Origin of the sequence: Methylorubrum salsuginis, assembly GCF_900114375.1 — a bacterium.
GTDB lineage: Bacteria > Pseudomonadota > Alphaproteobacteria > Rhizobiales > Beijerinckiaceae > Methylobacterium > Methylobacterium salsuginis.
Map to the genome: position 1 here is coordinate 499,660 of NZ_FOSV01000001.1, position 21,353 is coordinate 521,012.

General features: G+C 71.7%; 24 protein-coding genes. 12 read left to right on the top strand and 12 right to left on the bottom strand.

Features of this window, described 5'->3' with window-relative positions; genetic code table 11:
* The first annotated feature begins 38 nt into the window (after nucleotides 1–38).
* Both BM140_RS02255 and BM140_RS02260 read left to right on the top strand, forming a co-directional pair.
* Nucleotides 39–392, top strand: a complete 354-nt coding sequence (locus BM140_RS02255) for an Hpt domain-containing protein (protein WP_091941494.1) — start codon at nucleotides 39–41, stop codon at nucleotides 390–392.
* Between the two features lie 128 nt (nucleotides 393–520).
* Nucleotides 521–841 carry a 2Fe-2S iron-sulfur cluster-binding protein gene (locus BM140_RS02260; RefSeq protein ID WP_091941496.1) on the top strand — a complete coding sequence of 107 codons (321 nt, stop codon included), beginning with the start codon at nucleotides 521–523 and terminating at the stop codon, nucleotides 839–841.
* Between the two features lie 491 nt (nucleotides 842–1,332).
* Here the strand turns inward: BM140_RS02260 and BM140_RS02265 are convergent, their stop codons facing one another.
* Nucleotides 1,333–2,073: a 3-oxoacyl-ACP reductase family protein gene (locus BM140_RS02265; RefSeq protein WP_091941498.1), complete on the bottom strand. Its 741-nt coding sequence runs from the start codon at nucleotides 2,071–2,073 to the stop codon at nucleotides 1,333–1,335.
* Between the two features lie 83 nt (nucleotides 2,074–2,156).
* On the opposite strand from BM140_RS02265, the gene BM140_RS02270 reads away from it, so the two are divergent.
* Nucleotides 2,157–2,828, top strand: coding sequence for a TetR/AcrR family transcriptional regulator (locus BM140_RS02270; RefSeq protein ID WP_091941500.1), 672 nt, complete (start codon nucleotides 2,157–2,159; stop codon nucleotides 2,826–2,828).
* 120 nt (nucleotides 2,829–2,948) lie between these two features.
* On the opposite strand, the gene BM140_RS02275 is transcribed toward BM140_RS02270, so the two are convergent.
* Together BM140_RS02275 and BM140_RS02280 are read right to left on the bottom strand one after the other, a co-directional pair.
* Entirely contained in the window at nucleotides 2,949–6,068 is a 3,120-nt protein-coding gene (locus tag BM140_RS02275; RefSeq protein ID WP_091941501.1) for an efflux RND transporter permease subunit, read from the bottom strand.
* Nucleotides 6,069–6,105: 37 nt separating this feature from the next.
* Nucleotides 6,106–7,296, bottom strand: a complete 1,191-nt coding sequence (locus tag BM140_RS02280) for an efflux RND transporter periplasmic adaptor subunit (protein WP_091941503.1) — start codon at nucleotides 7,294–7,296, stop codon at nucleotides 6,106–6,108.
* A gap of 207 nt (nucleotides 7,297–7,503) precedes the next feature.
* Between BM140_RS02280 and BM140_RS02285 the strand changes: the two genes are divergently transcribed.
* The 4 genes from BM140_RS02285 to BM140_RS02300 all read left to right on the top strand — a co-directional run bounded on the left by BM140_RS02285 (nucleotide 7,504) and on the right by BM140_RS02300 (nucleotide 11,503).
* On the top strand, nucleotides 7,504–8,646 hold the full coding sequence (locus BM140_RS02285; RefSeq protein ID WP_091941506.1) for an ABC transporter permease: 1,143 nt from the start codon (nucleotides 7,504–7,506) through the stop codon (nucleotides 8,644–8,646).
* A 129-nt stretch (nucleotides 8,647–8,775) separates the two neighbouring features.
* Nucleotides 8,776–9,510 carry an ABC transporter ATP-binding protein gene (locus BM140_RS02290; RefSeq protein WP_342030017.1) on the top strand — a complete coding sequence of 245 codons (735 nt, stop codon included), beginning with the start codon at nucleotides 8,776–8,778 and terminating at the stop codon, nucleotides 9,508–9,510.
* A 182-nt stretch (nucleotides 9,511–9,692) separates the two neighbouring features.
* Nucleotides 9,693–10,775 carry an MlaD family protein gene (locus tag BM140_RS02295; RefSeq protein WP_091941508.1) on the top strand — a complete coding sequence of 361 codons (1,083 nt, stop codon included), beginning with the start codon at nucleotides 9,693–9,695 and terminating at the stop codon, nucleotides 10,773–10,775.
* 119 nt (nucleotides 10,776–10,894) lie between these two features.
* Nucleotides 10,895–11,503, top strand: a complete 609-nt coding sequence (locus BM140_RS02300; protein WP_425287034.1) for an ABC-type transport auxiliary lipoprotein family protein — start codon at nucleotides 10,895–10,897, stop codon at nucleotides 11,501–11,503.
* 21 nt (nucleotides 11,504–11,524) lie between these two features.
* On the opposite strand, the gene BM140_RS02305 is transcribed toward BM140_RS02300, so the two are convergent.
* From BM140_RS02305 to BM140_RS02335, 8 genes are all read right to left on the bottom strand, one after another.
* Nucleotides 11,525–13,834 carry a TonB-dependent receptor family protein gene (locus BM140_RS02305; RefSeq protein WP_091941512.1) on the bottom strand — a complete coding sequence of 770 codons (2,310 nt, stop codon included), beginning with the start codon at nucleotides 13,832–13,834 and terminating at the stop codon, nucleotides 11,525–11,527.
* Between the two features lie 86 nt (nucleotides 13,835–13,920).
* The gene (locus tag BM140_RS02310; RefSeq protein WP_091941514.1) at nucleotides 13,921–15,327 is read right to left on the bottom strand and encodes a PepSY-associated TM helix domain-containing protein; all 1,407 of its coding nucleotides are present in this window, start codon (nucleotides 15,325–15,327) and stop codon (nucleotides 13,921–13,923) included.
* Nucleotides 15,328–15,369: 42 nt separating this feature from the next.
* A complete protein-coding gene (locus tag BM140_RS02315; protein WP_091941516.1) occupies nucleotides 15,370–15,738 on the bottom strand; it encodes a hypothetical protein in 369 nt (122 codons plus the stop codon).
* Between the two features lie 75 nt (nucleotides 15,739–15,813).
* Nucleotides 15,814–16,194, bottom strand: a complete 381-nt coding sequence (locus BM140_RS02320) for a hypothetical protein (protein ID WP_091941518.1) — start codon at nucleotides 16,192–16,194, stop codon at nucleotides 15,814–15,816.
* 102 nt (nucleotides 16,195–16,296) lie between these two features.
* The gene (locus BM140_RS25690) at nucleotides 16,297–16,443 is read right to left on the bottom strand and encodes a hypothetical protein (RefSeq protein WP_165616373.1); all 147 of its coding nucleotides are present in this window, start codon (nucleotides 16,441–16,443) and stop codon (nucleotides 16,297–16,299) included.
* Between the two features lie 133 nt (nucleotides 16,444–16,576).
* Entirely contained in the window at nucleotides 16,577–17,920 is a 1,344-nt protein-coding gene (locus tag BM140_RS02325; protein ID WP_091941520.1) for a sensor histidine kinase, read from the bottom strand.
* Nucleotides 17,917–18,588, bottom strand: coding sequence for a response regulator transcription factor (locus tag BM140_RS02330; protein ID WP_091941522.1), 672 nt, complete (start codon nucleotides 18,586–18,588; stop codon nucleotides 17,917–17,919). The genes BM140_RS02325 and BM140_RS02330 overlap by 4 nt, the downstream gene beginning before the upstream one ends.
* A 27-nt stretch (nucleotides 18,589–18,615) precedes the next feature.
* Nucleotides 18,616–18,915, bottom strand: a complete 300-nt coding sequence (locus BM140_RS02335) for a PepSY domain-containing protein (RefSeq protein ID WP_091941524.1) — start codon at nucleotides 18,913–18,915, stop codon at nucleotides 18,616–18,618.
* 162 nt (nucleotides 18,916–19,077) lie between these two features.
* Between BM140_RS02335 and BM140_RS02340 the strand changes: the two genes are divergently transcribed.
* Nucleotides 19,078–19,737 (top strand): thermonuclease family protein, encoded by a 660-nt coding sequence (locus BM140_RS02340; RefSeq protein WP_091941526.1) that lies wholly within the window; start codon nucleotides 19,078–19,080, stop codon nucleotides 19,735–19,737.
* Between the two features lie 54 nt (nucleotides 19,738–19,791).
* On the opposite strand, the gene BM140_RS02345 is transcribed toward BM140_RS02340, so the two are convergent.
* On the bottom strand, nucleotides 19,792–19,989 hold the full coding sequence (locus BM140_RS02345) for a hypothetical protein (RefSeq protein ID WP_091941528.1): 198 nt from the start codon (nucleotides 19,987–19,989) through the stop codon (nucleotides 19,792–19,794).
* Between the two features lie 196 nt (nucleotides 19,990–20,185).
* On the opposite strand from BM140_RS02345, the gene BM140_RS02350 reads away from it, so the two are divergent.
* The 4 genes from BM140_RS02350 to BM140_RS02365 all read left to right on the top strand — a co-directional run bounded on the left by BM140_RS02350 (nucleotide 20,186) and on the right by BM140_RS02365 (nucleotide 21,339).
* Entirely contained in the window at nucleotides 20,186–20,428 is a 243-nt protein-coding gene (locus BM140_RS02350) for a hypothetical protein (protein ID WP_091941530.1), read from the top strand.
* 4 nt (nucleotides 20,429–20,432) lie between these two features.
* On the top strand, nucleotides 20,433–20,789 hold the full coding sequence (locus BM140_RS02355) for an MmcQ/YjbR family DNA-binding protein (protein ID WP_091941532.1): 357 nt from the start codon (nucleotides 20,433–20,435) through the stop codon (nucleotides 20,787–20,789).
* Between the two features lie 101 nt (nucleotides 20,790–20,890).
* A complete protein-coding gene (locus BM140_RS25695; RefSeq protein ID WP_165616374.1) occupies nucleotides 20,891–21,028 on the top strand; it encodes a hypothetical protein in 138 nt (45 codons plus the stop codon).
* Between the two features lie 5 nt (nucleotides 21,029–21,033).
* The gene (locus tag BM140_RS02365) at nucleotides 21,034–21,339 is read left to right on the top strand and encodes a hypothetical protein (protein ID WP_091941535.1); all 306 of its coding nucleotides are present in this window, start codon (nucleotides 21,034–21,036) and stop codon (nucleotides 21,337–21,339) included.
* The last annotated feature ends 14 nt before the right edge of the window (nucleotides 21,340–21,353 follow it).

Below are 21,353 nucleotides of genomic sequence, written 5' to 3' on the forward strand. Positions count from 1 at the left end.
CGACAAGACCGTGACGAGACGGCGCGAGACCCCAGACCATGCGTGACCTTCCCCTGATCGACCGCGCGCATCTGACCGCGCAGACCTTCGGCGATGCCGACCTCGCCCGCGAGGTGCTGGGCCTGTTCGTGGACCAGTGCCGCCGGCTGACACCGATGATCGGGGCGCCGACCCTTTCGGCCGCGGAGCGGGCCGACCTCGCCCACACCCTGAAGGGGGCGGCGCTCGGCGTCGGGGCCGTGCGGGTGGCAACGGCCGGCGCGGCGGTCGAGGCCAGCCTGCGCGCCGACGGCGCGGCCCCCGAACTGCCGGAACTGGAGGCCGCCGTCGCGGCTACGCTGGCGCAGATCGCGGAAGACGGCGCGGCCTCCGATCCGTCGCGGGGCACCTGAGGCCGCCGGGCGCGTTTCCCGCGAGCCCGCGCGTCGATCTCACGGCTTGCATTCTGGCGCGTCGGCCCTCAAGCAACGCCATCCGTCGGAACGCGCGCGGCGCGCGAAAGACGCCCCTGGAGCTAGGCATGCCCAAGATCACCTTCGTCGATCACGCCGGTACGGCCCGCACGATCGACGGCGAGGTCGGTTCGACCGTGATGGAGACGGCGATCCGCAACAACGTGCCCGGCATCGACGCCGAATGCGGCGGGGCCTGCGCCTGCGCCACCTGCCACGTCTACGTCGATGCGGACTGGGCCGAGAAGGTCGGCCCGGCCGAGCCGATGGAGCAGGACATGCTCGACTTCGCCTCCGACGTGCGCGCCACCTCGCGCCTGTCCTGCCAGATCCGCGTGAGCCCGGAACTCGACGGCCTGACCGTCACGACCCCCGCGCGCCAAGGGTAAGAGGTTTCGAAAGGACAAGTCCTTTCGTGGGTCCAGGGCGGAGCCCTGGTTGGCGGAGCCATCCTCAGGGCTTCGCCGCGCGACCCCGTCAAGGGCCTGCGTGCCAGTCTTTTCAAGATGTTTGTCCTGCACCCGAGCCGGTCGGATGACAGGCTCGTCGGACGGCTCGGGCTGTCTCTGGAGCACGGCGCTGACGCGGTTCGAGGAGCAGGCGTACGCCCCGGACACGGGGGCGGGCCGAGGGGCTCGCTGTATGATATGACCTCACCCTGACGGCTCGCGGGGGTTACGAAGATCTGTGCGTCGCCCTGCCGCCAGAGCACCGGGCCGCGCGTGGTTCGATCGACCCGCCTGCCTTGGCTGCCCGCCTGCTGAGCGTGACCCGCAACGTCGACCCCGGACGTGCGGCCGTAGGCCCTACCGCAAGGCGCTCGGCAGCCAAAACGCCTTGAAACGGCTGGGGTTACCCCCTCGCCGCTTCGGTCGGCCGGTCAGGCGTTCAAGCCGCCATCCACCGTGAGCGTGGTGCCGGTGATCTGGCGGGCGGCGGGGCCTGCCAGGAAGGCGACCGTCGCGGCCACGTCGTCGGGCGTGCCGTAGCGGCCGAGCGGCGTGTGCGCGAGGATGCCCGCGGAATGGGGGCCGTCGGCCGGGTTCATGTCGGTGTCGGTGCCGCCCGGCTGGACGAGGTTCACGGTGATGTCGCGGGCCCCCAGTTCGCGGGCAAGTCCCCGGGTGAAGGCGAGGAGTGCCGACTTCGTCATCGAGTAGACCGTCACGCCGGGGAACGGCACGCGCTCGGCGAGGCACGAGCCGATGGTGACGATGCGCCCGCCCGACCCGAGATGCGGAATCGCGGCCTGGGAGGCCAGCACCACCGCGCGGACGTTGACGTTCAGGAGCGCATCGATGTCGGCGAGATCCATCTCGGCCACCGTGCCGCCGCGGGCGATGCCGGCATTGTTGACGAGGATGTCGAGCCCGCCGAGCCCCTCGACCGTCGCCTCGACCGAGCGGCGCACCGCCGCCGGGTCGGCGCTGTCGGCCTGGAGCGCGAGGCCGCGCCGGCCCTTCGCCTCGATCTGCCGGACCACCTCGGCGGCGCGGTCGGCCGAGCGCTCGTAGGTGATCGCCACGTCGGCGCCGCGCCCTGCCAGCGCCAGCGCGATGGCGGCGCCGATGCCACGCGAGGCCCCCGTGACCAGGGCGCGCTTGCCTGCCAGCTCGTTCATCCGACCGTCCTTTTTTGTAATGATCGACACAGAAATGGCTAGGTGTGTTGGCTGGGCCGGTCAAGCGATTTATAGAACGATCGATGCAGAATTCCGGAGAGACGCCGCCGGCCTCCGAGCCGGCCCAGATGCGGACTCGCGGGCGGCCCCGCGCCTTCGACCGCGGGGCCGCCCTGGCGCGGGCGATGCGGCTGTTCTGGCTCAAGGGCTACGAGGCGACCTCGATCAGCGATCTGACCGCGGCGATGGGGATCGGCTCGCCGAGCCTCTACGCGGCCTTCGGCTCGAAGGAGGCGCTCTATCTCGAGGCCCTGCGCCATTATGCCGAGACCTACGAGGCGTCGGTCTGGGCGGGGTTCCGCGCGTCGCCGACCGCGCGCGCGGCGGTCGCGGCCTATCTGCTCGACTCGGCGGCGGCGCTGACGGGCGCGTGCCGCGACGAGGCCCGCGCCGACGATCCCCGCGGCTGCATGGTGACGTTGTCCTCGGTCTGCCCCGGCACCCATCCCGATCTCGGTCGGCGGCTCGTGTCGGAGCGGGCGGTCACGCTGGCGCGTCTGGAGGAGCGCCTTCGCCGGGGTGTCGCAGCGGGCGAGTTGCCGGCCGCGACCGATCTGCGCGGCCTCGCCCGCTTCGTGCAATCGGTCCAGAACGGCATGTCGCTGCTCGCCCGCGACGGCGCTGCGCGCGCGGAGCTGGAGGCCGCGGCCCGCATCGCGCTGATGTCCTGGGACACGCTCGCCGCGACGAAGTGAGAAAAGTCTAGCTTTCGAGAGGACGAGTCGTTTCGCGGGTCCAGGGCGGCGCCCTGGTTCGAAGGGAGATCGCGGCTCTGCCCCGGTGCCCCGCCGAAGCACTCGTCCTTTGGGAAGCCGTTACCGGGCCCTGCGCCGACTGAGCCCGCGCTCGGCCAGGCTCTGGAAGACGACGTAGAGCATCGGGATCAGGAACAGCCCGACGGTCGTGGCCGCGATCATGCCGGCGAAGATGGGGGTGCCGATGGCGCGGCGGCTGATCTGGGCGGCGCCCTCGGCGAAGACGAGGGGCACGAGGCCGAGGATGAAGGCGATCGAGGTCATCGCCACCGCCCGGAAGCGCACCGAGGCCCCGGCCACCGCCGCCTCGCGGATCGAATGTCCGTCCGCCCGCTGCTTTCGGGCGAACTCGACGATGAGGATGCCGTTCTTGGCCGCCAGTGCCACCAGCACCACGAGGCCGACCTGGGCGTAGAGATCAAGGGAGAGGCCGGCGACCAGGATGCCGGCGAGCGCCCCCAGCACGCCGACGCTGACGGAGAGCAGCACCGGCACCGGGATCATCCAGCTCTCGTAGAGCCCGACGAGGAACAGGTAGGCGAAGACCAGCGACAGGCCGAGCACCAGCCCGGTCTGCCCCTGCGCCTTCGTTTCCTGATAGGCGGTGCCGGTCCATTCGAAGCCGTAGCCGTCGGGCAAAGTCGCCTCGGAGACCGCCGCCATCGCCTTGAGCGCCGTGCCCGACGAGACCCGCGCGGCGGGGCTGCCCTCGACGGGAATCGAGCGGTAGTTGTTGTAGCGGGTCAGCACCTGCGGGCCGCCGACGAAGCGGGCGGAGGCGAAGGAGCGCAGCGGGACTTCGTCGCCCTTGGCGTTCTTCACATAGACCTGCCACAGGTCCGAGACCTTGTCGCGGTCGCCCGCCTCGGCCTCGATGTTGACCTGCCAAGTACGGCCGAAGATGTTGAAATTGTTGATGTAGGTGCCCCCGAACGTCGCCTGGAGCGTGTCGAACACATCGCCGAGGTTGACGCCCAGCACCGCGGCCTTGTCGCGGTCGATGTCGAGGAACAGCGACGGGTTGGATGCGGTGTAGGTGGTGAACACGTCCGTGAGGTGCGGGTCGGCGTTGGCGGCGGCCATCAACCCCTGCGCGACGCTGCCGAGTTCCTCCGGGCTCTGGCCCTCGATCGCCTCCAACGCGTATTCGAAGCCGCCGCTGGTCGAGAGGCCGATGATCGGCGGCATGTTGAAGGCGATCACCTCGCCGCTGCGGATCGACCGCGCCTCCCGCGTGATCCGGGCAATCAGTGCTTGAGCCGAATCCTCCGGCCCGGTCCGCTCCGAGAACGGCTTCAGGTGGACCAGCATGAACGCCATGTTCGGGGCGTTCACCGTATCGAGATAGGAATAGCCGATCACCGAGTAGGTGTCGGCCACCTGCGGCATCGCCAGGATCCGCTTCTCCAGCGCCGTCACGGTCTCTGCGGTCCGCGACACCGAGGCGCCGTCGGGGAGCTGGACCGTGACGAAGAAGGCGCCCTGATCCTCGGAAGGCAGGAACCCGCTCGGCGCCAGCGCCGCAGCCACGTAGATGCCGCCGCCGCAGGCCGCCACCAGCGCGAGGCCGACGAGGCTGACCCGCACGAGCCGGGCGACGAGGTCTGCATAGCGCATCCGCGTCCGCTCGATCGCCCGTTGCGTCAGGCCGGCGAGCCCGCGGGCGTGGCCGCCGCGGCGCAGCAGCACGGCGCAGAGCGCGGGCGAGAGGGTGAGCGCCACCAGCGCCGAGATCACCATGCTGGCCCCGATCGTGACCGCGCATTGCCGGAACAGCACGCCGGACAGGCCGGGGATGGCGGCGAGCGGCACGAACACCGAGAGCAGCACCAGGGTGATGGCCAGGATCGGCCCGGTGACCTCGCGCATGGCGAGCTTGGTCGCCTCCGGGACCGTGAGGTCCGGCCGCTCCTCCATCACCCGCTCGACGTTCTCGACCACGACGATGGCGTCGTCGACGACGATGCCGATGGCCAGCACCATGGCGAGCAGCGAGATGGTGTTGGCGGAGTATCCCAGTGCCAGCAGCACCGCGAAGGTGCCGATCAGGCTGACCGGGACGGCGAGCGCCGGGATCAGCGCGGCCCGCAGGCTTCCCAAGAACAGGTAGACGACGAGGACGACGAGCAGGAACGCCTCGCCGATGGTCAGGAGCACCTCGCGGATGGTCTGATCGACGAAGGTGGTGGCGTCGTAGACGACCTTGGACTTGACCCCCGGCGGGAAGCGCTTGCTCACCCGCTTCAGGGTGGCGTCCACGGCGTCGGCCGTCTGGACCGCGTTGGCGCCCGGCGCCAGCTGGATCGCGATGGCGACCGCGGGCTTGCCGTTGAGCCGGGCGATGGCGTCGAGGTTCTGGGCACCCATCTCGACGCGGGCCACGTCCTTCACCCGCAGTACCGAGCCGTCGGGATCGGCGCGCACGACGATGTTGCCGAACTCCGCCGCGGTCGAGAGCCGGCCCTTGGTCTGCACGTTGAACTGGAACTGCTGGTCGTTGCTGACCGGCCGCGCCCCGACCCGGCCGGCGGCGGCCTGCACGTTCTGCGCGTTGACGGCGTTGACGATCTCGGACGGCGCCATCTTCAGGTTGTTGAGGCGATCGACGTCGAACCAGATCCGCATGGAATATTGCTGGTTGACGAACAGCGAGGCCTGCCCGACGCCGGGCGTGCGGCTCAGCTCGTCCAGCACGCTGATGGTGGCGTAGTTCGTCAGGAACAGCGGGTCGTGGCTGCCGTCCTCGCTGTAGAGCATCAGGTATTGCAGGATCGCGGTGGCCTGCTTCTGCACCGTGACGCCTTCGAGCCGCACCTCCTGCGGCAGCTGGGCGAGCGCCGTCTGGACGCGGTTGTTGACGTTGACGGTGTCGATGTCCGGATCGGTGCCGAGCTGGAACGACACGGTCAGGCTGTAGCTGCCGTCGTTGCCGCTCATCGACTTCATGTAGATCATCTTGTCGACGCCGATCACCGCGGCTTCCAGCGGCTGGGCGATGGCCGCCTCGACCACCTCCGCCGAGGCGCCCGGATAGGTGGCGCTGACCTGCACCTCCGGCGGCACGATCTGCGGGAACTGGGCCACCGGGATCTGGACCATCGCCAGGAGGCCGGCGAGCGTCACCACGACCGCCGCCACCACGGCGAGCCGCGGGCGGTCGATGAAGATCGAGGAGATCATCGCGTGCTCCGAACCTTGCCCCGCCGCGCCATCCGGCTCAGCGGCCGCCCTCATGAGCGCCCTCTTGGCCCGGCCCGCCCGGCGCGGGGGAGGCCGCCACCGGCTCTCCGGCGCGGACGCGCTGGAGGTTGTCGGTCACGATGGTCTCGCCGTCCTTGAGGCCGGAGGTGACCGTGGTGCGATTGCCGACCGGCTGGCCGAGGCCGACATTGCGCCGCTCGGCCTTGCCGTCGGCGCCGACGACGTAGACGTAGTCGCCCCGCTGGTCGGTCAGCACCGCCGCCCGCGGGATCGTCACGAGGCGCACCGGCTCGGGGTTCTCGACGATCACCGTCACGAACTCGCCGTCGATGAGTTCGCGCACCGCGTGCCCGGCCTTGTTCTGGCCGCGCGACGGGTTGGCGAAGACCCCGCGCATCGTGAAGCTGTCGGTGGAGGACGAGATGGTGTTGTCGGTGAAGTCGACGCGGCCGGCCTCCGCGTAGGTCCGCCCGTCGGGCAGGACGATGCGCAGCTTCAGCGAATCGATGCCGCCGACCGAGGCGAGGCGGTGGCGCAGGTCGATCACCGTACGGGTCGGTATCGTGAACACCACGTACATCGGGTCCTGGCTGACCACCGTGGTCAGCACGCCGGTATCGGGCGAGACGAGGTTGCCGGCGGTGATCGCGGTGCGGCCGACCTTGCCGTCGATCGGCGAGGCGATGGTCGTGTAGCTCAGGTTGATCTGCGCCGTCCTCAGGTCGGCCTGCGCGCCCTGGAGCTGCCCCTGCAGCGAGCCTTCCTGGGACTGATCCTCATCGACCTTCTGCTGCAGCCCGGCGGGGCTGCGCATCAGCGAGGTCGAGCGGGCGAGGTTGAGGTCGGCGAGCTTGAGCTGCGCCTGGATGTTGGCGAGCGCGCCCTTCTTCGAGGCGAGGTCGGCCTCGAACGGCGCCGTCTCGAGCCGATAGAGCACGTCGCCCTTGCGGACGTCCTGGCCCTCCGTGAACACCACCGCGTTGAGGAACGAGGTGACGCGGGCGACCGCCGAATAGCGCGACACCGACTGGACGCGGCCGATGTATTTCTCGGTCTCGGTCACCTCCTGCGCCGAGACCGTGAGGGTGCCGACCGCAGGCGGCGCGCCCCGCGTTTCGGCGGCCAGGCCCGGTGGGGCGATCAGCAGCGCGAGGAGGAGCGGCCAGCGCGCAGCGCGCGCCGTGTGGCCTTTGCCGAAAACCGACATCGCAACCTCGATCCCGACACGCGATCCGCCGGCGCGTTCGCCGGACGCTCGGGAGCGGGGGGCCTCCCGGACGGCGGCGTGCAGAGGCACCAAGGTTTATCAAAAGTCAACGAAGCCCGCCCCGTTTGGCCCCCCATGCGGCGATGCGGTATAGAGGCCGCTTACGTAGTCCGACCCGTCCCGCAGGGACGCCAGCGGGAGTGATCCGTGCGGATCGAAAACGGCTCCGGTACGCTCGATACCGCGGGCGCGGACCTCGACGGCCCGCGCGTGACCCTGCGCGGGCGCTGGACCGCCGACCAGGGGCAGGCGGTGGAGCGGACGGCGGCCGGCATTGCGGCGCACGGCCGCGGTCAGCCGGTGGTGATCGACCTGAGCGCCGTGCAGCGCCTCGACACGCTGGGCGCCTGGGTGCTGGAGCGCACCCGCGCCGAGATCGAGGGGGCGGGCTCGCGCCTCGCCTATGCCGGCGCCCGGCCCGAGCACCGCATCCTGCTCGGCGAGATGGGCCTGCGCGAGCCCGAGCCGAAGGCGCGCGACACCCGCAGCCCGGGCATCCGAATGCTCGACGGCCTCGGCCGCCGGGTCGCCCGCGGCGGGGCCGAGGTGCTGGCCGGCATCGCCTTCCTCGGCGAAGTCGTCGCCGCCGCCGGTCGCGTCGCGCGGCGACCGAAAACCTTCCGCACGGCGGCGCTGGTCAACCAGCTCGAACAGGTCGCCTTCCGCGGCGTGCCGATCATCGTGCTGATCTCCTTCCTCGTCGGCGGCATCGTCGCGCAGCAGGGCATCTTCCAGCTCCAGCGCTTCGGCGCGCAGAGCTTCGTCGTGAACCTGATCGGCCTGCTGATCCTGCGCGAACTCGGCGTGCTCCTCACCTCGATCATGGTGGCGGGCCGCTCCGGCTCGGCGTTCACGGCCGAGATCGGCTCGATGCGGATGCGCGAGGAGGTCGATGCCCTGCGCGTCATGGGCCTCGATCCGATCGAGATCCTGATCCTGCCGCGCATCCTGGCGCTGGTGATCGGGTTGCCGATCCTGTCCTTCCTCGGCTCGCTCGCGGCCTTGGCCGGCGGCGGCCTGACGGCGGCGCTCTATGGCGGGCTCACCGTGGACGGGTTCCTGGCGCGGCTCCAGGCGGCGGTGTCGTTCCACCACTTCGCGGTCGGCCTGATCAAGGCGCCGTTCATGGCGCTCACCATCGGCATCATCGCGACGATCGAGGGGTTCGCGGTCCAGGGCTCGGCGGAATCGCTCGGCCGCCACGTCACCGCCTCAGTCGTCAAGTCAATCTTCATGGTGATCGTGCTGGATGGCCTCTTCGCGGTCTTCTTCGCCGCGATCAACTTTTGACACGCGCGAGCGGACGAGTTGGCAGACCCTCACTTCCCTCAAGCGGCGGCGCCCCAGGCGACGCGTGACGATGTGGACGCGATCATCCGCGTGCGCGACCTCGTCGTGACCTTCGGCGAGCGCGCCGTGATGAAGGGCCTCGACCTCGACATCCGCCGCGGCGAGATCTTGGGGTTCGTCGGTCCTTCGGGGCAGGGCAAGTCGGTGCTCACCCGCACCATCCTCGGCCTCGTGCCGAAGCGCTCGGGCACCATCGAGATTTTCGGCGAGGACGTGGATTCCATCTCCCTCGCCCGGCGGCGCCAGCTCGAACAGCGCTGGGGCGTGCTGTTCCAGCAGGGCGCCCTGTTCTCGGGACTGACCGTCAAGCAGAACATCCAGATGCCGATGCGCGAGCACCTGAAGCTCTCCGAGCGGCTGCTCGACGAGTTCGCCCGGCTCAAGATCGAGATGGTCGGCCTCAAGCCCGATGCGGCCGACAAGTACCCCTCGGAGCTGTCGGGCGGCATGATCAAGCGCGCGGCGCTCGCCCGCTCGCTGGCGCTCGATCCCGAGATCCTGTTCCTCGACGAGCCGACCTCGGGTCTCGACCCCATCGGCGCGGGCGAGTTCGACGACCTCGTCTCGACCCTGAAGCGCACGCTCGGGCTCACCGTCTTCATGGTGACGCACGATCTCGACAGCCTCTACACCGCCTGCGACCGCATCGCGGCGCTCGGCGACGGCAAGATCATCGCGGAAGGGACGATCCGGGAGATGCTGGACCACGATCATCCGTGGCTGCGCTCCTATTTCCACGGCAAGCGCGCGCGGGCTCTGACGCCCGCCGCACCGGCGCCGCAGCCGGCCTATGCCCATGCGTGAGACGGTGATGCTCCTTCCGATCGGCGATGCCCAGGCATCACTGATCGCCCGCGCGACCGCGCGGCGGCGGTCATCCGCCGGACGCGCTGCTCCCGACCGCAGGTCGGGAGCAGCGCACCGAGTCAGTCGAAGTGCGGTGGCGCACCGCCTCGGCCCTCCGGATCGGGGAGAGAACTAGTCCGATGGAGACCCGCGCGAACTACGTCCTGATCGGCGCCTTCACCATCGGCGTCGTGCTGGCCGCCTTCGGCTTCGTGTTCTGGCTCCAGGGCGGATCGCGGGGGCAGGCGACCCAGGCGCTGCGTATCGTCTTCTCCGGCTCGGTCGGGGGCCTGGCCAAGGGCTCGACAGTGTCGTTCAACGGCATCAAGGTCGGCGAGGCGCTCGACGTGCGCCTCCTGCCGCAGGACCCGCGCCGGGTCGTGGCCGTGGTGCAGGTCGATCCCTCGACGCCGCTGCGCGCAGACACCCGCGCCCGGCTCGATTCCGCCATGCTGACCGGCGTCTCGCAGATCTCGCTATCCGGCGGCAGCGCCGACGCGCCCCCGCTCAAGCCCGGCTCCGGCGACCAGATGCCGACGATCTTCGCCGATTCGAGCGACATCCAGGACATGATGGCGGCGGCCAAGCAGATCGCCCAGCGCGCCGACGACGTGCTCCAGCGCCTCGACAAGGTGGTGGCCGGCAACGAGGGCGCGATCACCCGCACGCTGGCCAATGTCGAGAGCTTCTCGAAGACGCTGGCCGAGGCCGGTCCCTCCATCGCCGGCCTCGTCAAGGCGGTGGACGGGCAGCGCCTCAACCGGGTGATCGAGAACGCCGACACCTTCTCGACCGCTTTGGCCAAGGCCGGTCCGGACATCGAGGCGGGCCTGCACGACGCCCGGCAGCTGGCGGCCAAGCTCAGCGCCTCGGCCGACCGGATCGACGGCGTCCTGAAGGGGGCGGAGGGCTTCCTCGGCTCGGCCTCGGGCCAGCAGGGCGCGGGTACCTTCTCCGAGATCCAGAAGGCGGCCGTCTCGGTCCGCGAGGCCGGCATCGCCTTCCGCACGCTCTCGGAAAACCTCGACAAGCGCACCGCCAACATCTCGACGAGCTTCAACCGCCTGTCGGGGTCGAGCCGCCGCGAGGTCGAGGCGCTGGCGAGCGACGGCCAGCGCACCCTCAACACCCTGAGCCGGGCGGCGCGCAGCCTGGAGCGCGACCCCTCCCAGGTGATCTTCGGCGGCAAGCCGTCGTTGCCGGAATACAACGGTGGCCGCTGAGTTGCCGGCTGCGCCCGATGTGCCGGGTCGCACCGCCGCGTTCGAGCGTTGCCGTAAGCTGGGCGTGGTAGGGTGACGTTCAGCCCCTGCCCCAGCGACGGACGGTCCCCGAGCGCATGATGCGAGTTTTCCTCCCCGCCTCTTCCGGCCGCGTGGCCTGCGCCGCCGCCGGCCTCGCGATGCTGGCCGCGCTCGGCGGCTGCGGCGGCGGCGGCGCGACCCCGCTCACCTTCGACCTCGCCGCCCTGCCGGGCCAGCCGCGCGCCGGCGGCACCGCGCGCTCGGTGGTGGTGTCGGAGCCGGTCGGCCTGCAGCCGATGGAGGCCGACCGCATCATCGTGCGCGAGCGCGGCGGCTCCCTGTCCTTCCTCGGCGGCGGCCAGTGGGCCGACCGTCTGCCGCGCCTGGTCCAGACCCGGATCATCCAGAGCCTGGAGAATACCGGCCGCCTGCGCTCGGTCTCCCGCCCCGGCGACAAGGTGCCGTCCGACTACCTGCTGGTCAGCGAGATCCGCGAGTTCGACATCGATTCCGGCTCCGGCGAGGCGGTGGTGGACCTCTCGGCCAAGCTCATCGCCGAGGGCAGCGGCCGCGTCGTCAACGCCCGCGTCTTCACCGCCCGCGTCCCCGTGCCGAAGGTCGATCCCCAGACCGCCGCCACCGGCCTCGACGCCGCGCTGAGCCAAGTGCTCGGCGATCTGGTGCGCTGGGTGAATGCCGGGCGGTAGGATCGCCCGGTTTCGACGCGGTCAGAACGACAGCTTCATGCCGGCCACGAAGGTGCGCGGCGCGCCCGCGTAGATCGAGGTCGCGGTCGGCCGCCCGGCGATTGCCGCGACCGTATCGTTGAGGGTGTTGGCGACCGGGTTGGCGGAGGCGACGTAGACCGTATCCAGCACGTTGCGGACCTCGCCGTAGAGGTCGATCCGCTTGGCGTAGCCCGCGGGCAGCAGCGCCGAATAGTGGACGTTGAGATTGACGATCGCGTAGCCGGGAATCTTCAGCAGGTTGGAATTGTCGGCGTAGTAGCCTCCCTGCGCCACCACCTCGGCGAAGCCGCCGAGCCCGGCCAGCGGCCCCGCCGGCACGTCGTAGCCGACGCGGGCGAGCAGCTGATGGTCGGGCACGCCGGGGATGCGGTTGCCGGCCCGGTTGAACTGTCGCGTGATGTTCTCGAACTGAGGGGGAAGCTCGGGCGGCCCCGGGATCGGGCGCCGGACGCTCAGCTGCTCGACGTAGTCGGTGTAGACCTGATCGTCGAAGGTATAGGCGAGCATGCCGTTCCAGCCCGGTGCGAAGGCGTAGGTCGCGGCGAGTTCGATGCCGCGATGCTCCGAGGCGGGGGCGTTGAAGGTGTAGTTGAGAAGCCCGGCACCGGGCGATTGCGAGACGAACTCGTTGCGGAAGAACTCGTAGAAGCCGGTCAGGCTGAGCTTCAGTCCCGCGACCGGCAGCCAGTCGCCGCCGAGGTCGAAGCCGAGATTTTCCTGCGTCTTCAGGCCGGTGTTGTTGCCGGGGACGCCCAGCGGCGTCACGAACAGCGACGAGAACGAGGGCGTAGCGTAGCCGGTGGCGACCCGGCCGCGCAGGGCCCAGGTCGGGTCCGGCTGGTAGACGAGGGCGAGTTCGGGCGCGACGTTGAGGAAGCGGCGGTTCGCGTAGGCTGTCGATTCGGCCGTGACCGGAAAATTGCGGTTGCGCCCGGTGATCGTGGCGTTCTCCGCCGAGAGGCCGGCGACGGCCTTCCATTCGGGCGAGAGTTCGAGTTCCAGGCGCGCCCGGCCGCCGAGATTCGACTGCACGGCGTCCTGCAAGGCGACCAGCGAGCCGAGCCGGGCCCCGCCCGCCGCCGTCAGGTTGAAGGTCGAGGCGGTGACGTCGACGGCGCTGTAGGACAACGCCACATAGCCGACGGCCGGGAGTCCCAAGAATTCGCCGCGGCGGGTGAGGTCGGTCAGCACGTTGTAGGAGGGCAGGCTGCCGCGGCCGGCCGAGGTGTAGAACGGCTGGTTGTAGTTGCGCTCGTCGAAGCCGACCTGCACCCGCCACGTCGTCTGCGCGTCGATGTCGTGCTCGAAGCGCCCCGCCACGATGGTGCGGCGGTCGTTGCGGCGGAAGCCCGCCTGCGCGGCGGTTGCCGGAATGCCGCCGAGGGTGAAGGTTGCGCAGCCCGGAGCGGCGGTCAGGGCCGTGTCGCAGCCGCGCTGGAAGGGATTGATGCGGTATTGGTCGAACGACGAGCGGCCGGGGATGTTGGCGTCGATCTCGTTGTTGATCACCTTGAGGGTGAAGCGGGTGTCGGGCGTCGGCGTGTAGCTCGCCAGCAGGTTGACGGTTTGCGTGTCGTAGCTCGAATGCTGCTGGTAGCCGTTGCCGCGGACATCGCTGGCGAACAGGCTGACCTCGAACGGGCCGCTCGCGCCGCCGACGGTGAAATAATTGCTGAGGTAGCCGAAGCTGCCGGCATCGACGCCGACCTCATAGCCGTCGATCTCGCGGCCGGTGCGGGTGCGGAAGGCCAGCGCGCCGCCGGTGGCGTAGTTGCCGAACAGCGCCGATTGCGGCCCGCGAAACACGTCGATGCGGGAATAGGCGCGGGGATCGACGAGGTCGAAGCGCGAGGCGCCGTCGGCCTGGGTCACCGGGAAGCCGTCCTCCAGCACCACCATATTGCGGGTCACGCCGGTGGAGCGGGCGTTGTTGCCGCGGATCGAGATCACCACGTCGCGCCCGCCGTTGCCCTGGCGCACGGTGACGCCGGGGCTGTCGAGCAGCACCGAGCCGATGCCGGTGGCAGGCCGGTTGGCGATGGCCTCGCGCCCGACCGCGGTGACGATCTGCCCGACCGGCTGCTCGATCGGCAGGGCCGCCGCACCGGGCGGTGCCGCGACCCCGAATTCTTTTCTGGTGTTGGACGGTGCTCCGCCGGAGCCGTTGCCCCGGCCCTCGCCGGCCACGGAAATCTCTTCGAGGGTGACGGATTCAGGGGCGGCCTGCGCCGCGAAGGGTTGGGCGGCGATCAGGCAAAGGGCGGCGCTGCGGCGCAGGAGGGCGGGCATGACGGGCTCGTCGGAAACAAGGAAAGGAGCGGCGCCGGAGGCGGCCGCGGATGGCGTGTCGGCGGGCTTGGACGAGCCCGGCCGGATCAGGAGGCGTGCGCGGCCGGGCGCAGGGCGCGGGGGCGGATGAGCACGCGGGCGCCGAGGTCGAGGCCGATCAGGGCGAGGATCGCCAGCCCCGTGAGGGGAAACAGCGCGCCGAGGCCGAGCACGAGCCCGGTCACGCCCGCCCTCACCCGCCGGTCGCGCGGCAGCGGCGGCACGCCGAGCCGGCCCGCGGGGCGGCGCTTCCACCACATCACGCCCGCGGTGACCGAGAGCAGGATCGTGGCGAGGCAGAAGGCCAGCATCGCGAGCTGGTTCGCGCGACCCAAAAGCTCGCCCTTGTGCAGGCCGATGCCGAGCTGGATCGCCTGCCCCACCGGGCCGATCTCGCCGAAGCGCACATCGACCAGGGGCCGGCCGGTATATTGGTCGAGGGAGACCATCCGCTGGGCCGTCACGTCGCGGGGATAGGCGGCGGCGGCGTAGACGCCGGTCTCGCCGATTGGTAGCGCCAGCTCGAAGCCCGCCGGCATGCCCATGTCACGCAAGATCGCCGCCGCCCGGTCGAGGCCGATGGCGGGTGCCGGGCGCGGCTCCGAGCGGGGCACGGGGGCGTCCTGCATCGTCCAGCCGGGCTCGTTGAGCACGGCGCGCATCGGCACCGTCGAGACCGGCTTGTCGGCCCAGAGCCGATGCGGCTGGCCGAGGCCGGCGGCGTTCGACCACGCCCGCACCTCCTGCCCCCACCAGCCCGACCAGGGCAGGCCGGTGAGCGCGAGGAACAAGAGGCCCCCGCCCCCCAGCAGCCCGGTGACGGCGTGGAGGTCGCGCCACCACACCCGGCGCCGGGGCGTCGCGCGGAGCGTCACCACGCCGCCGGCCCCCTCGCCCCCTTGCCCGCGCGGCCACCACAGATAGGTGCCGGTGACGACGAGGATGACGGCGAAGCCCGCCACGATCTCGACGACGAGGTTCGCCGCCGGTCCGAACAGGGTGAGGCTGTGCAGCCGCCGCACCACGCCGGAGAATTCCTGGGCCGCGGGCAGCGCGTCGAGGACATGGCCGCGATACGGATCGAGGAAGACGAGCGTCTTCTCTCCGTTCACCGTCATCGTCACCAGCGCCGAGCCGGTGGGGCTCGACGGCTCGGTGTAGGAGACCGGCACGCCGTCGGGCACCGCCTGCATGGCGTTGTAGACGAGGCGGTCCGGCCCGACCGGATCGCCGGAGGCCGTCACCACGGTGCGGTGAGAAAACACCGTGGCGTCGATCTCGGCCTTGAACAGGTAGAGCGCGCCCGTGGCCGCGAGCAGGAACAGGAACGGCAGGCAGATCAGCCCGGCATAGAAGTGCCAGCGCCAGACGGCACGGTAGACGGTCTCGCGCAGCGGCGCCCGCGCGACGACGCGCGCGGCGGCCGGGGCGGAGCCCTGGAACGGAACGGACATGGATGGAAAAGCCGGAATCTGAGGGATCGAAGAACGGATCGCTCAGGCGGCGGGGGGACCTCGTGGGCCGACGGCCGGATCGGGGGGCGCGCGGGCACGGGCGTGTTCCGTGGGCGGCCACGGCGTGACGGCGGCGGCCTGCGGCCATTCGGCGACCGCGACGGCGATGGGTGTCGGCGGCAGGCCGAGCTGGGGCGCCTGCGCCTGGATGCAGCAGGCATGGTGGCAGGCCGGCGCCGGGTCGTCGGGCGTGCCGGCCCCGACCCCGTGCTCGGCGCAGAGGACGTCGCCGGCCATCGCCGGTGAGATGGGCGCGAGGGCGCCGAGGAAGGCCTGGAGGACGAGCGCGTAGAGCGCGATCACCCCGATGATCGCGCGGCCGGTCACGAAGCGTGGCGGGCGCAGGCGCATCCGGGCACTTAACGGGCGCCCCGGCGGGCGGTCAACGCGCCGTCAAGGGGGCGGCGCGGGAATCCGGGGACGGGATCAGCCGCCGGCCTTCAGGCTCAAGGTCGCGATCAGCCGAGAGACGTCCTTCGGATCGGCGCGCCAGAGGCCCGCCGGCTCATCCTCGGGGGCGGGGACGAGACCGAGGCGCTCGGCAGTGCCGGCGCGCGCATCGGCCGGGAGCCCGGCCTTGGTCAGGGCCTCGTCCCAGGCCTCGACGGCGGTGCGGGTGCCGGACTTGCAGGAGAGGTCGCCGAGCGGGCTCTCCTTCAGGATGTCGAAGCCGCAATCCGCCTGGAGGCCGGCGCGGGCCTTCATCACCTGCCCCAACGTGGTCGCGGCGAGGGAGCCGTCCTGCGCCTGAGCACCGAGCGGCGCCATCAGGCACAGGGCGAGGGCGAGTGATCCGCGCGTCGACATCCGTTTCCTCCCGCGGATCGATCCGCTTGGAGCCAAGGTGGCGGCTTTCCGGCGGTTTGTGAAGATTTCCTCAGAAGCCTTTCACGCGTCGGACCTTTTGCCTCATGCCGAGCCGTCGGTGCGCTTGAGGGAGAAGGCCGGGCGCCCGCCGCCCTCGGAATCGGGATTGCGGACTTCGCGCATCCGCGGCGCATGGCCGTCGATCAGGAGCACCAGCACGGTCAACACCAACAGAACCTTGGAGGCCATGGCCTCAGAACCCTCACGCTTGTTGCAGTGCGGTATAGGCGCGAGCTTTGCGTCGATCGCATGCGTTGGCGCACATCCGTCGGAGGGATGGGGCGGGCGGCGGTAGGGATGGTGAACGAAGCGTTCGCCCGGCTCAGGCCCCGGCAGCGGGCCAATGCAGCGTCACCCGCAGGCCTCCCCATTCCGAGCGGTCGAGCCGCAACCCGGCGCCCGCGGCTTCCGCGAGGTCGCGGGCGATGGCGATGCCGAAGCCGGTGCCGGGGCGGGTCTCGTCCCAGCGGCGGCCGCGGGCGATGCCGGCGATCGCCGCCGCGCTCATGCCGGGGCCGTCATCCTCGACGAGGAGGCACCCGCCCTCTTTCTCCGGCCCGCCCGAGACGCGGATGCGGCGGTGGGCCCATTTGCGGGCGTTGTCGAGGAGGTTGCCCAGGATTTCGGTGAGGTCGCCCTCGTCGCCGGGGAAGGCCAGCGTCTCGGGCAGCGCGATCTCCCAGCGCAGGGCCTCGCCGTCGGGCAGGCGCTTCAGGGCGCCGACGATCCGCTCGGCCACCGGGGCGGCCGGGCTGGCGCGCCGCCGGAGTCCCCCGGAGGCCGCCCGCGCGCGGGCCAGCGTGCGCTCGACCTGGCGGGCCATGGCGCGGGCTTGCTCGGCGATTTCTTCCGAGAGGGCGGGGTCGGCGACCTCGGTGCGGCGGGCCAGCGCGTCGAGCACGGCGAGCGGGGTCTTGAGGCCGTGGGCCATGTCGGCGGCCTGGGTGCGGGCGCGCTCCAGGTCGCGCTCCTGCGCGTCGAGCAGGCGGTTGAGGTCGGCCACCAGCGGCCGCACCTCCTCGGGGAATGTTTCCGGCAGGCGCGGGCGGGCGCCGGAATGGACCGCGGCGAGATCGGCCCGCAGGGCCCGGAACGGGGCCAGGGCGCGACGCACGAACAGCGCCATGGCCAGCGTGAGGGCGGCGAACAGCGCGACGAGCGAGGGCACCAGCAGGCGCAGGAAGGTGGCGCGGCTCTGCGCCAGGTCGCGGCGATCCTCGGCCACGGTGACGGCCAGCGCCGTCCGGCCGCCGTTGCCCGGAATCGTCACCCGGCGCGTGACCGCGATGAGCCGGCCGCCATCCGGCCCGTCGAGGTCGCCCACCGCCGGCTCGACCGCCGTGTCCGGCACGGTGCCGAGGCCACGGTCCCAGAGCGAGCGTGAGCGCAGGGAAGGCCCGCCCCCTTCGATCTGCCAGTAGAGCCCGCCATAGGGCGTCGAGAAGCGCGGATCGGGCGGCTCCTGCGGCAGGGTCGGCGCCCCGTCGCGACCGAGCGCGACCTGCCCGGCGATGAGCTTGGCGACCCTGTCGAGCCCGTCCGCCGTGCGGGCGTCGAGCACCCGGTCGAGGATCACGGTGAGGCCGATCCCGGCCAGCGCCAGCGCGATGGCGATCAGCGCGGCGGCGGCGAGCCCGAGGCGCAGCCGCAACGAGTCGCGCTTCACGCGCCCTCCGGGTCGGCCGGCACGAGGTAGCCGTGGCCGCGCCTTGTCTCGACCACGCCGGGGCCGAGCTTGCGCCGCAGGCGGGTCAGCAGGGCCTCCAGCGCGTTGGCCTCGCGGTCGCTGTCGCTGCCGTGGAGGTGTTCGAGCAGTTCGCCCGCGGGCACCACCTGCCCCTGCCGGTGCAGCAGGAAGGCGAGCAGGCGGTATTCCAGCGCTGTCAGATCGATCTCGCGGCCCTCGATCGAGACCGCGCGGGTGCGGGTGTCGAGTTCGACCGCGCCCGCCCGCAGCACCGGCGAGGCGTGGCCGGCGGTGCGCCGCAGGATGGCGCGCAGCCGCGCCACCAGCTCCTCCATGCGGAACGGCTTCTGCAGGTAGTCGTCGGCGCCCGCGTCGATCCCCTCGACGCGCTCGCGCCAGCCGTCGCGGGCGGTGAGGATCAGGACGGGCAGCCGCACGCCCGCCCCGCGCAGGCGGCGCAGCACGCCGAGCCCGTCGAGCCGGGGCAGGCCGAGATCGAGCACCATGGCGTCGTAGGTCTCGGTCTCGGCCTTGAACCACGCCGCCTCGCCGTCGCCGACGCTCTCGGCGACGTAGCCGGCCCGCTCCAGCCCGGCCCGCAGATCCGCGGCGATGCGCGGCTCGTCCTCGACGATCAGGATGCGCATGAGTGGGATTCCCGCATCGCGTCCGGCTCAATCGTCGTCGTCATCGTCGATGACCTTGAGGGAGCGGGCGTCGATCTTCACGTCGCGGCGGCGACCGTCGGCCCCGAGGATGCGCAGCTTGTAGAGCCAGCGCCCGTCGTCGTGCTTGAGATCGACCGCGACCACGTCCCCCGGCACCGCGGTCTTGGCGGCGGCGAGCACCGCGTCGAGGGGGCGGATCTCGCCGCGCTCCAAGGCGGCGCGGGCACGCTCGCCGTCGCTGTCGGCCTGCGCGGGCACGGCGGCGAGCATGAGGGCGATCAGGAGGAAGCGGAACGGGCGCGGCATCGCTGGGAATCCGGGACCGGCGGACTCTGCCGCGACCCCGCTGACGCGAGGCTGACGGGCGGCGTCAGGCCGGCGCGGGGGCCCGCCTGCGAGAAGGCGGCACCGACGGAGCGCCGGCCCCGGCCGAGCCGCCCGCAACCCCACTCGCGAAAGAGCCATCCGATGTCCCTGACCGCCACCCTCATGCTGATCTACGCCGCCTGCCTCGTCGGCGCCATCGCCAGCCCGGCCGCCAGCCCGGCCGCCAAGCCGTCGGCTCCCCGGCCCGAGCCCCGCCGCCCCTGGCGCGCGCCGGTGGTGCTGGCCCTCCCGCTCGCCGCCTTCGTGATCGGCGTCCCGGTCCGGCCCGCCCAGGCCGGCGAGGCGACCCGGATCGCCGCCCTGGCCCTCCCGGCTCCCGGCTTCGCGCCGGCCGCTCCCCTCGAAGGTCCGGCCACGGTGATCGACGGCGGCACGCTCGCGATCGGCGGACGGCGGGTGCGCCTTCACGGCATCGCGGCCCCTGCCCTCGATCAGACCTGCTTCGATGCGCAGGAGCACGGCTATGCCTGTGGGCGCGTCGCGGCCCAGGCGCTCGCGGCCCGGATCGGCGACGGAAGCATCGGCTGCGAGCCGGTGAAGGACGCAGAGACGACGAGCGCCCGCTGCCGCCTCGGCGCGGACGACCTCGCGGCCTGGATGGTCGAGAGCGGCTACGCGGTGGCCGACCGCAGCGTCTCGACCGACTACGCGGCGCAGGACGAGCGCGCCTGGGGTCGTCGCCGCGGCCTGTGGGCGGGCGTGTTCGATTGGCCGGCGGGGCGCCGGACCGCCGGCCTCTGAGCCGGGCTCCGAGGGAGGGCGATAACCCCCTTCCCCGGCCGGCCCCGTCGCGGTTCAGGCGGCCTTGTCGTCGCCGGCCGCGGCCCGCACGTCGGCGGGGGTGGGGACGTAGGCGCACCACAGGCAGCGCCCCCGCTCGGCCGCCTTCGGATCGTTGCGCTGGGAGCAGACCGGACAGATCGTCAGCACGATCCGCTGGCCGCGCACATAGGCGAGGCCGCGGCCCAGGAAGGTGACGGCACCTTGGGGCATGGAAGCGATTCGGTTGTCGGCGATGCGGAGACCGTCCCTTAGCGGATCGTGCCGCGAAGGCGATCCGTGCCCGCGGCATGGGCCCGCCGCACGGCAAGCATAGCCGGCTTTTCGAGGGGGGCCGCCGCGCGGGCCGCACCATCGGCCCGGCCCGCGCGTTGACGGCGCGAGACCGAGACAACAGGCAGGAGCCGTCATGTCGAAGCTGTTCATCGCGAAGGTGCGCGGGGCGGGGGGCGAGCGTCCCCTGATCACGGTGCGGGCGGCGGCCGAGGGCGAGGCCCGGCTGTTCGTCGAGACCGCCTATCCCGAGGACGAGGTTCTGGAGGTCGCCGAGCCCGGCGAGTGGGTCAGCGATGCCGACACCGGCACCCGCTCCGGCGACGTGCGCGAGCATGCGGGCGTCGCGTGGCAGGCCCCGGCCGCCCGGGCGGAGTGAGCCCGTGTCCTGCCTGCCGGAAGACGTGCGGGCGCTCGCCCTGATGCTGCCCGAGGTCGTCGAGGGCGCGCATCGGGGCCATCCCGATTTCCGGGTCGGCGGGCGCGTCTTCGCGACGCTCTGGACCGAGGAGGAGCGCGTCGTCCTGCGCCTCACTCCGGACGGACAGGCCGCGGCGATCGAGGCCGAGCCCGACGCCTGCGCCCCCGTCCCCGGTTCCTGGGGCGAGCGCGGCTGGACCAGCCTCGATCTCTATGCCGTCGAGGAAGCGTTCCTGCGCGCCGGACTGTTGGCGGCGTGGCGCGCCACGGCGCCCCCTGCCCTCGTCGCCCGCACCGCGGCGCTCGCGCTCGATCCTTGATTCTTGCCTTGATTCTTGCCGTGCTCCTTGCCGTGATCTTGAGGCAAGGAACCGCCGTGGCGGATGCCGGCTTGATCCCGACAGATTGGAAGGAGAATCCGGTGACGCGATCCGACAGCCCCAAACCCGGCGACGAGCACGAGACGGATCGCGACCAGCAATCCCAGACCCCCACGCAATCCCCCGCCGAACCGCTGCCGGAGGAGGATCTGGAGCAGGTCGAGGAACAGCCGAGCTGACGCCGATGTCCGAGCCCGACGACCGGACATCCGACGAGATCGCGCGGCTCGGCCTCCTGGCCGGGCTGATGGAGGTGGCGATCGGCCGTCTGTTCGAGGCGTCGGAGGGTGGGGCAGAGGCCAAGCGGCTGTTCGTCGGGGACGTCCGCCGGTTGCTCGCCGATACGAGCGAGGTGCAGACGCACTCGCCGGCGATCCGGACCTACGAGGCGCTGCTGCGGCGCCTCGGCGCGACGGAATCCGGCGACGGGGCGCTCGGCGTGGTGCCGACCCCGGAACAGGGCCTGCCGCCCGCTGGGGCGGGGGTATAGGCACGAGGGAGCGG

Coding starts and splice junctions, on each gene's coding strand:
- BM140_RS02255 (WP_091941494.1), top strand. CDS start 39: ATGCGTGACCTTCCCCTGATCGACCGCGCGCATCTGACCGCGCAGACC.
- BM140_RS02260 (WP_091941496.1), top strand. CDS start 521: ATGCCCAAGATCACCTTCGTCGATCACGCCGGTACGGCCCGCACGATC.
- BM140_RS02265 (WP_091941498.1), bottom strand. CDS start 2,073: ATGAACGAGCTGGCAGGCAAGCGCGCCCTGGTCACGGGGGCCTCGCGT.
- BM140_RS02270 (WP_091941500.1), top strand. CDS start 2,157: ATGCAGAATTCCGGAGAGACGCCGCCGGCCTCCGAGCCGGCCCAGATG.
- BM140_RS02275 (WP_091941501.1), bottom strand. CDS start 6,068: ATGATCTCCTCGATCTTCATCGACCGCCCGCGGCTCGCCGTGGTGGCG.
- BM140_RS02280 (WP_091941503.1), bottom strand. CDS start 7,296: ATGTCGGTTTTCGGCAAAGGCCACACGGCGCGCGCTGCGCGCTGGCCG.
- BM140_RS02290 (WP_342030017.1), top strand. CDS start 8,776: ATGAAGGGCCTCGACCTCGACATCCGCCGCGGCGAGATCTTGGGGTTC.
- BM140_RS02295 (WP_091941508.1), top strand. CDS start 9,693: ATGGAGACCCGCGCGAACTACGTCCTGATCGGCGCCTTCACCATCGGC.
- BM140_RS02300 (WP_425287034.1), top strand. CDS start 10,895: ATGCGAGTTTTCCTCCCCGCCTCTTCCGGCCGCGTGGCCTGCGCCGCC.
- BM140_RS02305 (WP_091941512.1), bottom strand. CDS start 13,834: ATGCCCGCCCTCCTGCGCCGCAGCGCCGCCCTTTGCCTGATCGCCGCC.
- BM140_RS02310 (WP_091941514.1), bottom strand. CDS start 15,327: ATGTCCGTTCCGTTCCAGGGCTCCGCCCCGGCCGCCGCGCGCGTCGTC.
- BM140_RS02315 (WP_091941516.1), bottom strand. CDS start 15,738: ATGCGCCTGCGCCCGCCACGCTTCGTGACCGGCCGCGCGATCATCGGG.
- BM140_RS02320 (WP_091941518.1), bottom strand. CDS start 16,194: ATGTCGACGCGCGGATCACTCGCCCTCGCCCTGTGCCTGATGGCGCCG.
- BM140_RS25690 (WP_165616373.1), bottom strand. CDS start 16,443: ATGGCCTCCAAGGTTCTGTTGGTGTTGACCGTGCTGGTGCTCCTGATC.
- BM140_RS02330 (WP_091941522.1), bottom strand. CDS start 18,588: ATGCGCATCCTGATCGTCGAGGACGAGCCGCGCATCGCCGCGGATCTG.
- BM140_RS02335 (WP_091941524.1), bottom strand. CDS start 18,915: ATGCCGCGCCCGTTCCGCTTCCTCCTGATCGCCCTCATGCTCGCCGCC.
- BM140_RS02340 (WP_091941526.1), top strand. CDS start 19,078: ATGTCCCTGACCGCCACCCTCATGCTGATCTACGCCGCCTGCCTCGTC.
- BM140_RS02345 (WP_091941528.1), bottom strand. CDS start 19,989: ATGCCCCAAGGTGCCGTCACCTTCCTGGGCCGCGGCCTCGCCTATGTG.
- BM140_RS02350 (WP_091941530.1), top strand. CDS start 20,186: ATGTCGAAGCTGTTCATCGCGAAGGTGCGCGGGGCGGGGGGCGAGCGT.
- BM140_RS02365 (WP_091941535.1), top strand. CDS start 21,034: ATGTCCGAGCCCGACGACCGGACATCCGACGAGATCGCGCGGCTCGGC.